This is a genomic window from Streptomyces sp. NPDC058678, assembly GCF_042714835.1.
Lineage (GTDB): Bacteria > Actinomycetota > Actinomycetes > Streptomycetales > Streptomycetaceae > Streptomyces.
Genome location: NZ_JBHXSG010000020.1, coordinates 1 through 12733 on the forward strand (window position 1 = coordinate 1; position 12733 = coordinate 12733).

General features: G+C 72.6%; 12 protein-coding genes. 4 read left to right on the forward strand and 8 right to left on the reverse strand.

Annotation, left to right across the window (positions count from 1 at the left end; translation table 11 throughout):
* Nucleotides 1-95 precede the first annotated feature (95 nt).
* The 5 genes from ACFWWR_RS19495 to ACFWWR_RS19515 all read right to left on the reverse strand — a co-directional run bounded on the left by ACFWWR_RS19495 (nucleotide 96) and on the right by ACFWWR_RS19515 (nucleotide 5341).
* Complete coding sequence (locus ACFWWR_RS19495; protein WP_383863413.1) at nucleotides 96-644, reverse strand: PadR family transcriptional regulator; 549 nt, start codon at nucleotides 642-644, stop codon at nucleotides 96-98.
* 31 nt (nucleotides 645-675) lie between these two features.
* Nucleotides 676-2691: an FAD-dependent oxidoreductase gene (locus ACFWWR_RS19500; protein ID WP_383863416.1), complete on the reverse strand. Its 2016-nt coding sequence runs from the start codon at nucleotides 2689-2691 to the stop codon at nucleotides 676-678.
* A 102-nt stretch (nucleotides 2692-2793) separates the two neighbouring features.
* A complete protein-coding gene (locus tag ACFWWR_RS19505; RefSeq protein WP_384304411.1) occupies nucleotides 2794-3639 on the reverse strand; it encodes an oxidoreductase in 846 nt (281 codons plus the stop codon).
* A gap of 329 nt (nucleotides 3640-3968) precedes the next feature.
* Complete coding sequence (locus ACFWWR_RS19510) at nucleotides 3969-4334, reverse strand: hypothetical protein (RefSeq protein WP_383863422.1); 366 nt, start codon at nucleotides 4332-4334, stop codon at nucleotides 3969-3971.
* Between the two features lie 131 nt (nucleotides 4335-4465).
* A complete protein-coding gene (locus tag ACFWWR_RS19515) occupies nucleotides 4466-5341 on the reverse strand; it encodes a hypothetical protein (protein WP_383863424.1) in 876 nt (291 codons plus the stop codon).
* Nucleotides 5342-5622: 281 nt separating this feature from the next.
* On the opposite strand from ACFWWR_RS19515, the gene ACFWWR_RS19520 reads away from it, so the two are divergent.
* Entirely contained in the window at nucleotides 5623-7713 is a 2091-nt protein-coding gene (locus ACFWWR_RS19520) for a SpoIIE family protein phosphatase (protein WP_383863427.1), read from the forward strand.
* 101 nt (nucleotides 7714-7814) lie between these two features.
* On the opposite strand, the gene ACFWWR_RS19525 is transcribed toward ACFWWR_RS19520, so the two are convergent.
* Entirely contained in the window at nucleotides 7815-8657 is an 843-nt protein-coding gene (locus ACFWWR_RS19525; protein ID WP_383863430.1) for a putative protein N(5)-glutamine methyltransferase, read from the reverse strand.
* A 263-nt stretch (nucleotides 8658-8920) separates the two neighbouring features.
* Here ACFWWR_RS19525 and ACFWWR_RS19530 point away from each other — a divergent pair, with 263 nt between their 5' ends.
* A complete protein-coding gene (locus tag ACFWWR_RS19530; RefSeq protein ID WP_383863638.1) occupies nucleotides 8921-9322 on the forward strand; it encodes a MarR family winged helix-turn-helix transcriptional regulator in 402 nt (133 codons plus the stop codon).
* Between the two features lie 46 nt (nucleotides 9323-9368).
* On the opposite strand, the gene ACFWWR_RS19535 is transcribed toward ACFWWR_RS19530, so the two are convergent.
* Together ACFWWR_RS19535 and ACFWWR_RS19540 are read right to left on the reverse strand one after the other, a co-directional pair.
* Complete coding sequence (locus tag ACFWWR_RS19535; RefSeq protein ID WP_383863432.1) at nucleotides 9369-10160, reverse strand: GNAT family N-acetyltransferase; 792 nt, start codon at nucleotides 10158-10160, stop codon at nucleotides 9369-9371.
* Complete coding sequence (locus ACFWWR_RS19540; RefSeq protein ID WP_384304413.1) at nucleotides 10157-11083, reverse strand: NADP-dependent oxidoreductase; 927 nt, start codon at nucleotides 11081-11083, stop codon at nucleotides 10157-10159. The genes ACFWWR_RS19535 and ACFWWR_RS19540 overlap by 4 nt, the downstream gene beginning before the upstream one ends.
* A 216-nt stretch (nucleotides 11084-11299) precedes the next feature.
* Here ACFWWR_RS19540 and ACFWWR_RS19545 point away from each other — a divergent pair, with 216 nt between their 5' ends.
* Together ACFWWR_RS19545 and ACFWWR_RS19550 are read left to right on the forward strand one after the other, a co-directional pair.
* On the forward strand, nucleotides 11300-11905 hold the full coding sequence (locus tag ACFWWR_RS19545; protein WP_383863438.1) for a sulfite oxidase-like oxidoreductase: 606 nt from the start codon (nucleotides 11300-11302) through the stop codon (nucleotides 11903-11905).
* 37 nt (nucleotides 11906-11942) lie between these two features.
* Nucleotides 11943-12713, forward strand: coding sequence for a ferredoxin reductase (locus ACFWWR_RS19550; RefSeq protein ID WP_384304565.1), 771 nt, complete (start codon nucleotides 11943-11945; stop codon nucleotides 12711-12713).
* Nucleotides 12714-12733: the final 20 nt, after the last annotated feature.

The window sequence follows — 12733 nt, forward strand, 5'->3', positions numbered from 1 at the left end:
GGCGGTCCGGCAAGACCGCCCCTGACATGCCACCAGCCCACTACACTCCCGACGATGCCTCTGACCAGGCCAGATAGCGAAACGCTGCTGGAGTACTAGCCGAGCCCCTCTTCGAGAGCGGGCAGTTCCGCCAGGGCCTCGGTGAGCCACTGCGTCCAGAACGTCTCCAGTTCGATGCCCGCGCGCAGGACCAGGTGCTGGAGCCTGGCCTGCGCGCTGTCGTTGCCGGGCGGGAAGTCGCGTTTCTCGATCTGTTCGTACTCGGCCAACTGCAGCCGGTGCAGGTCGAGATGGCGGCGCAGGTCGGACTCCAGACCCGCGGTGCCGACGACGGCCGCGGCGCGCAGGCGCAGCAGCAGTGCGTCGCGGTGCGGCTTGGGGTCCTGCGCCGCGGCCGTCCACCGGCCCAGTTCGGCGCGGCCGGCGGGCAGGACCTCGTAGCTCTTCTTCTGGCCGCGCGCCGGCTGCTCGGCGGGCAGCGCTCTGATGTAGCCCTCGGCCTCCAGTTTCCCCAGCTCGCGATAGATCTGCTGATGCGTCGCCGACCAGAAGTAGCCGATCGACCTGTCGAAACGGCGGGTCAGATCGAGGCCCGACGACGGCCTTTCGAGCAGGGCGATGAGGATCGCGTGCGGGAGTGACATGGGGTCATCCTAGGGAGGCCGTCGGACGGCACTACAGCGTCGCCGCCAGCTCGGTGCCCTGCTTGATGGCGCGCTTGGCGTCCAGTTCGGCGGCCAGGTCGGCACCGCCGATGAGGTGGACGCTGCGGCCCGCGGCGAGCAGTGCCTCGTACAGGTCGCGGCGCGGGTCCTGCCCCGTGCACAGCACGACGGTGTCGACCTCCAGCACCGTGCTCACGTCACCGACGGTGACGTGCAGGCCGGCGTCGTCGATACGGTCGTAGCGCACACCCGGGACCATCGTGACGCCGCGGTGCTTGAGTTCGGTGCGGTGGATCCAGCCGGTGGTCTTGCCGAGGCCGGCGCCGACCTTGGTGGCCTTGCGCTGGAGGAGGTGGACGGTGCGCGGCGGGGCGGGGCGCTCGGGGGCGGTGAGTCCGCCGGGTGCCGCGTAGTCCATGTCCACGCCCCACTGGCGGAAGTACGTCGCCGGGTCCTCGCTCGCCTTGTCACCGCCGTCGGTGAGGAACTCGGCGACGTCGAAGCCGATGCCGCCCGCGCCGAGGATCGCGACGCGGTCACCGACCGGGGCGCCGTCGCGCAGGACGTCGAGGTAGCCGACGACGCTCGGGTGGTCGACGCCGGGGATGTCGGGGGTGCGCGGGCTGACGCCGGTGGCGACCACGACCTCGTCGTGGTCGGCGAGGTCGTCGGCGGCCACCCACGTGTTGAGCCGTACGTCGACACCGTGGGCGTCGAGCTGGTGGCGGAAGTAGCGCAGGGTCTCGTCGAACTCCTGCTTGCCGGGAACCCTGCGGGCGACGTTGAGCTGGCCGCCGATCTCGCCGGCGGCGTCGAAGAGGGTCACCTCGTGGCCGCGTTCGGCCGCGCTGACGGCACAGGCGAGACCGGCAGGTCCCGCACCCACGACGGCCACCCGCCTGCGCAGTCGGGTCGGGGAGAGGACCAGCTCGGTCTCGTGGCAGGCGCGCGGGTTGACCAGGCAGGAGGTGATCCGGCCGCTGAAGGTGTGGTCGAGGCAGGCCTGGTTGCAGCCGATGCAGGTGTTGATCGCCTCGGGGCGGCCGGCCGCCGCCTTGGCGACGAAGTCGGGGTCGGCGAGCATCGGGCGGGCCATGGACACCATGTCGGCGCACCCGCCGGCGAGCAGTTCCTCGGCGACCTCGGGGGTGTTGATGCGGTTGGTGGTCACGAGCGGGACGGACACCTCGCCCATCAGCCGCTTGGTCACCCACGTGTAGGCGCCGCGTGGCACCGAGGTGGCGATGGTGGGGATGCGGGCTTCGTGCCAGCCGATGCCGGTGTTGATGATGGTGGCGCCGGCGGTTTCGACGGCCTTGGCGAGGGTGATCACCTCGTCGAGCGTCGAGCCGCCCGGGACCAGGTCCAGCATGGACAGCCGGTAGATGATGATGAAGTCTTCACCGACGGCCTCGCGCACCCGCCGGACGATCTCGACGGGGAAGCGCATGCGGTTCTCGTACGAGCCGCCCCAGCGGTCGGTGCGGTGGTTGGTCTGCGCGGCGATGAACTCGTTGATCAGGTAGCCCTCGGAGCCCATGATCTCGACGCCGTCGTACCCGGCCTGGCGGGCCAGGCGGGCGGTGCGGGCGTAGTCGTCGATGGTCCGCTCGACGTCGGCTTCGGTGAGTTCGCGCGGCACGAGCGGGCTGATCGGCGCCTGGAGAGGGCTCGGGGCGACGAGGTCCTGGTGGTAGGCGTACCGGCCGAAGTGCAGGATCTGCATCGCGATGCGGCCGCCCTCGCGGTGCACGGCCTCGGTGATGAGCGCGTGCTGCTCGGCCTCGGCGTCGGTGGTGAGCTTCGCGCCGCCCTCGCCCGGCCGTCCCTCGTCGTTGGGCGCGATGCCGCCGGTGACGATCAGCCCCACTCCCCCGCGCGCCCGCGCGGCGTAGAACTCCGCCATCCGCTCGAAGCCCCGCTCGGCCTCCTCCAGGCCGACGTGCATCGAGCCCATGAGGACGCGGTTGGGCAGTGTGGTGAAGCCCAGGTCGAGCGGGGACAACAGGTGCGGGTAACGGCTCATCGGGCCCTCCGTGCGCGGCGGTGTCGTGCCCTCCTGTTCTAGAGGACCGGACCCGCTTTATGCAACTAGTTGCACAATCGGAGAGGAGTGATGCCGACCACGTCAGGCGGCGGGGAAGTCCGCGCCGAGGGTGACGTCCCGCCAGGTGTCGAAGGAGTCCCTGAGGGTGTCGAGCCGCGCGGTCGCGATGTCGTACGCGGCCTTCCCCAGTAACAGACGAAGCGGGGGCTCGGCCGACTCGACGGCGTCGACCACGGCGGCGGCGGCGCGCAGCGGGTCCCCCGGCTGCCGACCGTAGGTGGCGAGGGTGCCGGCGCGTCGGGCGCCCGCGGTGTCCGCGTAGTCGTCGATCACGGTCGCGGACTGGCGCATCGAGGGGCCGGACCAGTTGGTGCGGAACGCGGCGGGCTCGACGATCGTCACCCTGATGCCCAGCGCGGCGACCTCGGCCGCGAGGGACTCGGACAGGCCCTCCACCGCGAACTTGGTGGCGTGGTAGTAGCCGGTGGCGCCGAAGGCGGCGAGGCCGCCGAGCGAGGAGACGTTCACGATGTGGCCGGCGCGGCGGACCCGCATGCCCGGCAGCACGGCCCGGGTGGTCTCGACGAGACCGAAGACGTTGGTGTCGAACAGGGCGCGGATCTCCTCGTCCTCGCCCTCCTCGACGGCGGCGAGATAGCCGTATCCGGCGTTGTTCACGAGGACGTCGATCCGCCCGAACTCCGCTTCCGTCCGCTCGACGGCCTCGGTGACCTGGTCGGGTCGCGTGACGTCCAGGGCCAGGGTGAGGGCGCGGTCGCCGTGGCCGGCGGCCAGTCGGGCGAGGGTGCGTGGGTCGCGGGCGGTGGCCGCGACGCGGTGACCGCGTTCCAGGGCGGTGGTGGCGAGGGCGTGGCCGAGGCCGGTGGAGCAGCCGGTGATGAACCAGACCGGAGTGTCGTCGTTCACGGGGAGAATTCCTTGTCAGACGGTTCGGGGGATTCGGTGATCAGCGGCAGCCGCCTCCGTGCGCCTCGTCCGCGACGAGACTGCCCGGCACCAGGAGCGCCTGGCGCTCGCTCGTCCGAGGCAATGCCCCGGCCGAGGGCTCGGCGGGCAGGCGGGAACCGGCCGAGCCGGTTGTCGCTGTCCCTGCCCTCGACCCTAGGCCGGACCGTCGGCCCGCAGGGGCTCTCAAGGTGGCCGTGGTACTCCTACGATCGGCTCTCCGTGCCGCACGCCGACATGGCCCGGCCGGACGTCGCGCCGGCGTCGGCAGGGCCGATCCGTGCCCCGGTCTAGTGGCTCTCCAGCCGTACGTGCAGTTCCCTCTCCTGGTCGCCGGAGACCGTGGCGAGGTCGTGCACGGTGAAGTGGGAGTGGAGGGTCGTACGGAACCGGTCGACGGCCCAGTAGCCGCCCTGCACGTCGGCGGTGACGGACGCGCCGAGACTGGCCGGCGGGCAGCCCTCGTGCTCGTCGGCCACGTCGAAGGTGCCGAGCCACACGGTCGGACGTACCTCGTGGTAGTCCCGGGGTACGTCGTCCGCGCGGCGGTCGGACCCGAAGCACGCACAGAGGGTGTCGAACACGATCCGGGCGTCTTCCTTGCTGCCGCTCAGTTCCACGGAGACGGATTCCGGGTGCGGTCGCTCACTGTCCATCGTGGTCGCTCCTCTCGTGGCCGCGCCGCGGTACCGCGGGGCAAACCCTGCGATACCGCACCCCACCCCCAGATAAGCACCACCGCGAGCAGAGCACTACCGGCGCCGCCCCACATCCTCGGCCGGGGCGGTCAGCCCCGCGTGAAGCGGTACGTCCTGCTGTCGGTCAGGACGCAGAACCCCGGCGACACGACGACCACGCGCAGGGTGCCGGTACGGCGGTCGTAGTCGATGCCCTCCGCCTCGAAGGTGCCCGAGCAGGAACTGCGCAGGGGCAGTTGACGCAGGGCGGTGACGTGACCGGTGACGTCGGACGTGCCGTTCGGTTCGGCCGACAGGTCGATCTGGAGCAGCGGCTTGGTGATGCCGAAGAGCGTGCCCGCGGGATCGTCGGAGGAGCACAGCAGCTGGGTCGCGCCGACGAAGTCGCAGCCCTGTACGTCGCGTACGGCGTGGTCGAGGCGCACGGTGGCGGCCTGCGGGAGGTTCGCCGAGGGCGAGGTGCCCGGGTTGACGCCCGGAGTGGGGAAGACCAGCAGCCGGCTCATGGTGCCGTACTCCCCCGCCAGCATCCACTGGCCGCCGGGCGACACGGCGACCCAGGAGTTGTTCAGCGCCTCCCCGGAGCTCAGCGTGTGGACGTACTCCGACCAGGTCCCGCCCGGCGACTGCACGCGGAACATCTTCGTGGTGCCGGAGTCCCGCTGGTAGGGCTCGACGTAGTGGCCGTCGTAGGAGGCGTCGGGGTCGCCCACGTGGTTCCAGCCGCGGCCGCTCAGGCCGACGGGGATGGTGCCGATACCCGTGTAGCGGTTGGCCGCCCCGGCCGGGACCTCGACGGAGGTGAGTCCCTGGCTCTCGGTCAGCGGGTCGGCCCGGTCGGAGCCCGCCTCGGTCCAGGTGTCGGCGGCAAGGGCGGGCGGGGCGGCCGACAGCACAGTGGCGGCGGTGAGGGCGACGGCGGCCGTCAGGACCGTGTGACAACGTTGCCGGGCACGCAGGGGCATGAAAGGGCTCCTCGGGGGGTGGGCGTACTCGGCGGACAGTGTGGCCCGTCCGCATAGTCATGTACAGACCAAAGGGAGAACGGAGGGCGTCGGCATGGTCACGATGCCGCGCTCCGGCTTCGCCGGACGGCCACCGCCGTGTTGAGGGATGGTGGAAGAAGCCTCCGGAGACGTCCCAGAGACGGCTGGACGCGGTAGAACAGGGGAGTCATACGGGGGAACGGCGTGCCGCGAGGGCGGCCGAAGGCGGTGCGTGCGATGAGAGCAGCCGGGAGAGTCCGGTGACCGAGGGCGGCGAGCAGCAGGTACGGCCCGGCGAGCCCGCCGCCCGGCCGGTGCGTGGTCCGGTGCAGCCGAGCGGGCTCCTCGACGTGCTCGGGGTGGCATCGATCGTCCTGGACACCGAAGGGCGCATCGTGCTGTGGAGCCCGCAGGCCGAGGAGCTGTTCGGCTACCCGGCCCGGGAGGCGCTCGGGCACTACGCGGCGCACCTGATGATCCACGAGCAGCATGTCGACCTGGTGGCCAAGCTGTTCGCCGACGTCATGGAGACCGGTCAGAGCTGGGCCGGCGCGTTCCCCGTCCGGCACAAGGACGGCAGTACGAAGCTGGTGGAGTTCCGCAACATGCGGCTGATCGACGACCGGGGCGACGTCTACGCCCTGGGCCTGGCCGCCGACCAGTCGACCGTACGGCGGCTGGAACGGGACGTGGCGCTGTCCACGCGGATGGTCGCGCAGGCCCCGACCGGGCTGGCCGTCCTCGACACCGACCTGCGGTACGTCTCCGTCAACCCGGCGCTGGAGCGGCTCAACGGCATCCCGGCCGAGGACCACGTCGGACGTGCCATCGGCGAGGTCCTGCCGGAGGTCGACGCCGAGGCCCTCGAGTCCGCGGCCCGTCAGGTGCTGGAGACCGGAGTGCCGCTGCTCGACCGGCGGAGCGTGGGCCGGACGCCGGCCCATCCGGACGAGGAGCACGCCTGGTCGGTCTCGCTCTACCGGCTGGAGGACGCGGTCGGGACCGTGCTGGGCGTGGCCTGCTCGGTCGCGGACGTCACCGAGCAGCACCGGGCGGCCGTCGAGGCCGAGGCCGCGCGGCGACGGCTGGCCCTCGTCGCCGACGCCACCACCCGGATCGGCACCACCCTGGACCTGGACCGCACCGCCGGGGAGCTGGCCGAGGTCGCCGTGCCCGACCTCGCCGACATCGCGGCCGTGGATCTCCTCGAAGCGGTGGTGCAGGGCAGGCCCAGCACGCTCGGCCCGGCGGAACCGGCCGTCATGCGGGCACTGGCCGTCGAGGCGGACCGCGCCCCGGAAGCCCTGCGTGCCGCCGACCCGCCCGGACAGGTGGCCCGGTACGCCTACGACCGCCTGGTCACCGAGTGCGTGCGCACCGGACAGCCGGTCCTGGTCGCGCAGGTCGCGGCCGGGGACCTGCCCCGCATCGCCCGCTCCCCCGAGGCGGTCGAGCTGCTGGCCCGGGCGGGCGTGCACTCCTATCTGGCCGTGCCGCTCATCGCGCGCGGCGAGGTGCTCGGCGCCCTCGATCTCAAGCGCACCCGCAACCCGCTGCCGTTCACCGAGGACGACGTGCTGCTCGCCCGTGAACTGGCGTCCCGCGCGGCCGTGCAGATCGACAACGCGCGCTGGTACCAGAACGCCCGCGACACCGCCCTCACCCTCCAGCGCAGCCTGCTGCCCAGCCATCCGGCCGTGACGGGCGGCCTCGAGGTCGCCTCGCGCTACCAGCCCGCGGGCGCCACCGCCGAGGTCGGGGGCGACTGGTTCGACGTGATCCCGCTGGACGGCGGCAAGACCGCGCTCGTGGTGGGCGACGTGATGGGCAGCGGCCTCAACGCGGCGGCGACCATGGGCCGACTGCGCACGGCGACGAACACGCTGGCCTCCCTCGACCTCGATCCGGCCCGGCTCCTCGAGCACCTCGACCGGATCACCGACGGCCCGGACCAGTCGATCGCGACCTGTGTGTACGTCGTCCACGACCCGGAGCTGCGGCAGTGCCGGATCGCCAACGCCGGGCACCTGCCGCCCGCCCGGCTGCGTCCGGGCTGCCCGCCTGAGCTGCTCGAACTGCCCACCGGGGCACCGCTGGGCGTGGGCGGCGTCGCCTTCTCCACCACGACCGTCGACCTCGAACCCGGCGACCGGCTGGTGCTCTACACGGACGGCCTCGTCGAGACCCGGCAACACCCGCTCGACGAGCGCCTGAACGCCCTGCTGGCCCTGCTCGACGGCCCCGACCGCCCGCTGGAGGAGGTCTGCGACCTCCTGCTGCGCACCCTGCACCAGCCCGACAACTCCGACGACGTGGCGCTGCTCATCGCGCGGGTGCAGACCGCCCCTTGACCTGGGAGTGTCAGGCGCGGCCGGGGTCGCGGGCCGACGGCTCCGCTCGCCAACCCCCCGGCGGGGCGCCACCGCCCCACGGGCGCGCTACGGCCCTCTATCTACGGCCGGGTCCCGACCACCACGTTGGCGTACATCTCCCCGGACACGGCCAGGCGCGTCTCCAGGCCGCCACGAAGGAAGGCATCGACGGCCGCCGGCGCCTGACGTTCGCTCGTCTCGACCAGCAGGCAGCCGCCGGGGGCGAGCCATCGGGAGGCCTCGGCCGAGACCCGGCGCAGCACGTCCAGGCCGTCCGCGCCGCCGTCGAGAGCGACCAGCGGCTCGTGGTCGCGTGCCTCGGCGGGCAGGAGGGCGACCTCGCCGGTGGGGACGTACGGCACGTTGGCCGCCAGGATGTCGACGCGGCCGCGCAGTTCGGCGGGGAGGGCGTCGAAGAGGTCGCCCGCGTGGACGTGACCGCCGACCGCGGCGACGTTGCGGCGGGCGCAGCGCACCGCGGCGGGTGCGATGTCGGCGGCGTGCAGTTCGACCTGGCCGAGCGCGGTGGCGAGGGCGGCGCCGACGGCACCCGAACCGCAGCACAGGTCCACCACGACGGACGCCTCGGGAACCTGGGCGAGGGCCTGCTCGACGAGGAACTCGGTACGGCGGCGGGGCACGAAGACGCCGGGTTCCACGGTGATCCGCAGTCCCCGGAACTCCGCCCAGCCCAGGACGAGTTCGAGGGGCCGGCCCAGGACGCGGCTGTCGACCATGGCGACCAGCTCGGCCGGGGTACGGGCGGCGGCGAGGATCAACCTCGCCTCGTCCTCGGCGAAGACACAGCCGGCGGCGCGGAGCGCGGCCACGACGGAGTCACGGGACGAGGGGGAGGGCTGCGGCGAAGAGAGAGATGCAGGCGAAGAGGGAGAGGAAGGAGACGAGGGGGGAAGTGAAGGCATGGAAGCCGAGAGCCTTTCGGAAGCCGAAGGGTGCTCTCGCGGCCGCCTACCGGCGGTGACCCGCGCCGGTTCGAGGAGAGAGCACCCGACCTGACACAGCGGTAATGGGTCTCACCTCCTTGGTCGTTCACGACGGGCACAGCGCGGACACACTACCCCAACGATCACGAGTTGTATTATGCAACCAGTGGCATGAGGGAGGAACCGTGAAAGCACCCGCAGCGGCCGTCGGCGACGCGGCCGTGGAGACCATCCAGCGCGAGATGACGTCCTTCGCCCGCCGGGCCCGGGCCTCGGCCGGACGGATGCATCCCGAGCTGTCGCTGGTCTCGTACACCCTGCTCGGGCACCTGGAGGAGAGCGGCGGCTGCCGCGCCACCGACCTGGCCGAGCACTACGCCCTCGACAAGTCGACGGTCAGCCGCCAGGTGGCCGCCCTGGAGCGTGCCGGGCTCGTCGAGCGGCGCCAGGACCCGGAGGACCACCGCGTCCAGGTCCTGGACCTCACGGGGGCGGGTCGGCGCATCCTGGCCCAGGTCACCGAGAGCCGCCGCGCGGCCTTCCGGGAGCGGCTCGCGGACTGGCCCGCGGAGGACCTGGAGCGGTTCGCCCGGTATCTCGTGCGGTACAACGCCTGGTCGGCGGTCGGCTCCGGGGAGGACTGACCACTCCCCCTCTTCCCTGAACCTGCGAGCACGACCACGCCTACGCCTACGACATCGGTACGACCGGACGTCCCTCCGGCAGCCGTTCCGGGACCCGGGCGGCCATGAAGGCGGTGGTACGGCGCAGGCGGAAGCCCAAGGACTCGTAGAGCCGCATGGCATGGGTGTTGCCGGCCCCGGTGTGCAGGAACGGGGTCTCGCCGCGTTCGCGGATGCCGTGCGCGACGGCGAGGATCAGCCGGGTCGCCAGGCCTTCGCCGCGGAAGGCGGGGTCCGTGCAGACCGCGCTGATCTCGGTCCAGCCCGGCGGATGCAGCCGCTCGCCGGCCATGGCCACGAGGGCCCCGTCCCGCCGTATGCCGAGGTAGGTGCCGAGCTCGACGGTGCGGGCCAGGAAGGGGCCGGGCCGAGTGCGGGCGACCAGGTCGAGCATCTCGGGCACGTCGTCGGGGCCGAGGCGGACCGCCTCGGGTTCCGGGGCGGTGCTCAGACCGTCGTCCACGAACTGGACGCCCTCTATCCGGAAAGTGATCTCCCAGTCGTCGGGGACCCGTCCGCGGAACCCGAGCAGCGGCACCTCGGCGCCGGGGCCGGCGAGGGCCGCGAGGTCGGTCCAGTCGTCGGCGTCGGGCTCGTCGGAGAGGGCCAGCCACGGTGTGACGTCCACGGGGTAGCGCAGGATCCGGCCGTGCCGCTCGGCGAAGCGGGCATGCGGTCCGGTCAGTGCGGCGCGGGCGGGGTTGTCGAGGACGTGGGGGGCGTCGCTGATCCTCGGGCGGTCGCCGGACTGCGGGGTGGGCCGGGGTCCGTCCGTGGTCTGTGCGGCTTCGGTGGTCATCGGGCGACCTCGATCACGACCTTGCCGCGGGCGTGGCCGTCCTCGACCGTGCGCAGGGCCTCGCCGGCCCGGTCGAGCGGGAACGTTTCGGTGATGTGCGGGTTCAGGTCGCCGTTCACCACGAGGTGCGCCACCGCCTCCAGGACCGCCGCGTTGCGGGCTCGGGCCACCCGGGCACCGCCCAGCCGCTCCACGTCCTCGGTCGGGGCACCGGCGGTGATCAGCTTCGTCCGGTCGGTGAGCAGGGGGGCAGCCTCGGACAGCACGTCGCCGCCCACGAGGTCGTAGACCCCGTCGATGCCCTGGGGCGCGGCGGCCCGTGCCCGCTCGGCCCAGTCAGGCCCGGACGGGACGTGCACCGCGCCGAGCGACTCGACGAAGTCCTTCTTGCCCTCGCTCGCGACGCCGACGGCGCCCAGTCCGAAGGCGCGGGCGATCTGCAGGACCGCAGCGCCGACGCCGCCGCCCGCGCCGGTGACGAGCACGGTCGCGCCGGACGGCAGGTCGAGCTGGCGGATCCCGTCGTACGCGGTCGCGGCGGCGACAGGCAGGGTCGCGGCGTCGGCGAAGGACAGCTCGGCAGGCTTGTGCGCGGCCACCGCGGCAGGCAGCAGGGCGTACTCGGCGTAGCCGCCGGCGACCGTGCTGCCGAAGACCTCGTCCCCGGCGGCGAAGCCCTCGACGCCCTCGCCGACCTCCTCGACGACCCCTGAGGCCTCGCTGCCGAGGACGGCGGGGAACTCGCGGTCACCGGTCTCACCGGTCCGGCGGTACCCGGTGCGCACCTTCCAGTCGACGGGGTTGACCCCGGCGGCTCGTACCGCGATCAGGAGCAGGTCGGGGCCGGGCACGGGCCGGTCCACCTCGACGAGGGCCTCGGTCTCCGGACCGCCGTACCGCGTGAAGACGTACGCGTCGGGCACTGCTCCCACTCTCCTTCGGGTCGCCGGTCAGGCGGTTGTACGGGCCACGGGTCGTGACACCAGTCGGCAAGGAGGACCGGCGGTCCGCTATTCCCGGGGCGCCGGAGAGTTCACGCGGCCTTCATGATCGGGGGCCGCCCCGGAACCGGGGCATGTCCGACGTGCGCGTACGGTGGAGCGCGTAAGGAATGGCCGTCGCTGACACGCTGGACCCATATGAACGTCACCCGAGGCTTCACCGGACGCGCCCGTGTCCACAACCCGGGCCTGCCGCCCGGACAGTACGACGCCGGCGACGACTGGCCCGTCCTGTCCGCGGAGGTCACGCCCGACCTGACGCCCGCCGACTGGACGTTCCGTGTCGACGGGCTGGTCGAGGCGCCCCGCACCTGGGACTGGGCGCAGGCGCACGAGCTGCCCGCGTCCGCCTACGAGGGCGACATCCACTGCGTCACGAGCTGGTCGAAGTTCGGGGTGCGGTTCGGCGGGGTGCCGCTGGACGTGTTCCTGGATGTGGTGCGGCCATATGGCTCCGCGACCCATGCCGTCGCCTACTCGCACACCGGCTACACCACGAACCTCCCGCTCGCCGACCTGACCGGCGGGCGTGCCTGGATCGCCTGGGAGTACGACGGGAAGCCACTGGCCGCCGAGCACGGCGGGCCGGCACGGCTGCTGGTGCCGCACCTGTACTTCTGGAAGAGCGCCAAGTGGATCGCGGGCCTGCGGATCCTCGACCACGACGAGCCCGGGTTCTGGGAGCGGAACGGCTACCACGAGCGGGGCAACCCCTGGGAGGAGCAGCGGTACTCCGGTGACTGAGACGTCCGCTTCCCCCGGCTCCACTGTCCCTGACCTCATTTCCCCCGGTTCCACTCCCCCTGGCTTCACTCCCGCGACGCGGTTCGCCGTGCCCGGGCGGATCGCCGTGAGCAACCGGGCCGCCTCGGTGTGGCAGACGGCCACGCTCACCGAGATCCGCCGCGAGACCCCGCGCGCCTCCACCTACCGCTTCGCGGTGCCCGACTGGGCCGGGCATCTGCCCGGCCAGCACCTGATGCTGCGGCTGACCGCCGAGGACGGCTACGCGGCGCAGCGCCATTACTCGATCGCGTCCGCCCCCGACGACTCCGGGCACATCGAACTGACCCTGGACCACGTGGAGGGCGGTGAGGTCTCGGGCTGGTTCCACACGGTGGCCGGGCCCGGCGACGAGGTTCAGGTTCGCGGCCCGCTGAGCGGCTTCTTCGCCTGGCCCGGCGACCGGCCGGCACTGCTGATCGGCGCCGGATCGGGTGCCGTACCGCTGATGTCGATGGTGCGGCACCACCGGGCGCGGGGCCTGCCGGTGCCGCTGCGGATGCTGGTGTCGGCGCGTAGCCCCGAGGAGCTCATCTACGCGCGGGAGTTGGGCACCGAGACGACGCGGGTGTTCACGCGGAGCGCGCCGGAGGATGTGCCGGTGGGACGTATGGCGGCCGCACATGTGGCGCCGCTCCTGGCCGAGCAGCCTCCTGGTGGGTGGGAGGCCTATGTGTGCGGGTCCAATGCCTTCGCCGAGCACGCCTCGCGCCTGCTGGTCGAGGCGGGGCAGCCGGTGGACCGTATCCGGATCGAACGCTTCGGCTGACGGGCGGGGACCGACCGCGT

What these genes read in the sequence shown, in the direction of transcription:
- ACFWWR_RS19495 (WP_383863413.1), bottom strand. Translation starts at nt 644, where the DNA reads ATGTCACTCCCGCACGCGATCCTCATCGCCCTGCTCGAAAGGCCGTCG.
- ACFWWR_RS19500 (WP_383863416.1), bottom strand. Translation starts at nt 2,691, where the DNA reads ATGAGCCGTTACCCGCACCTGTTGTCCCCGCTCGACCTGGGCTTCACC.
- ACFWWR_RS19510 (WP_383863422.1), bottom strand. Translation starts at nt 4,334, where the DNA reads ATGGACAGTGAGCGACCGCACCCGGAATCCGTCTCCGTGGAACTGAGC.
- ACFWWR_RS19515 (WP_383863424.1), bottom strand. Translation starts at nt 5,341, where the DNA reads ATGCCCCTGCGTGCCCGGCAACGTTGTCACACGGTCCTGACGGCCGCC.
- ACFWWR_RS19525 (WP_383863430.1), bottom strand. Translation starts at nt 8,657, where the DNA reads ATGCCTTCACTTCCCCCCTCGTCTCCTTCCTCTCCCTCTTCGCCTGCA.
- ACFWWR_RS19530 (WP_383863638.1), top strand. Translation starts at nt 8,921, where the DNA reads ATGACGTCCTTCGCCCGCCGGGCCCGGGCCTCGGCCGGACGGATGCAT.
- ACFWWR_RS19535 (WP_383863432.1), bottom strand. Translation starts at nt 10,160, where the DNA reads ATGACCACCGAAGCCGCACAGACCACGGACGGACCCCGGCCCACCCCG.
- ACFWWR_RS19545 (WP_383863438.1), top strand. Translation starts at nt 11,300, where the DNA reads ATGAACGTCACCCGAGGCTTCACCGGACGCGCCCGTGTCCACAACCCG.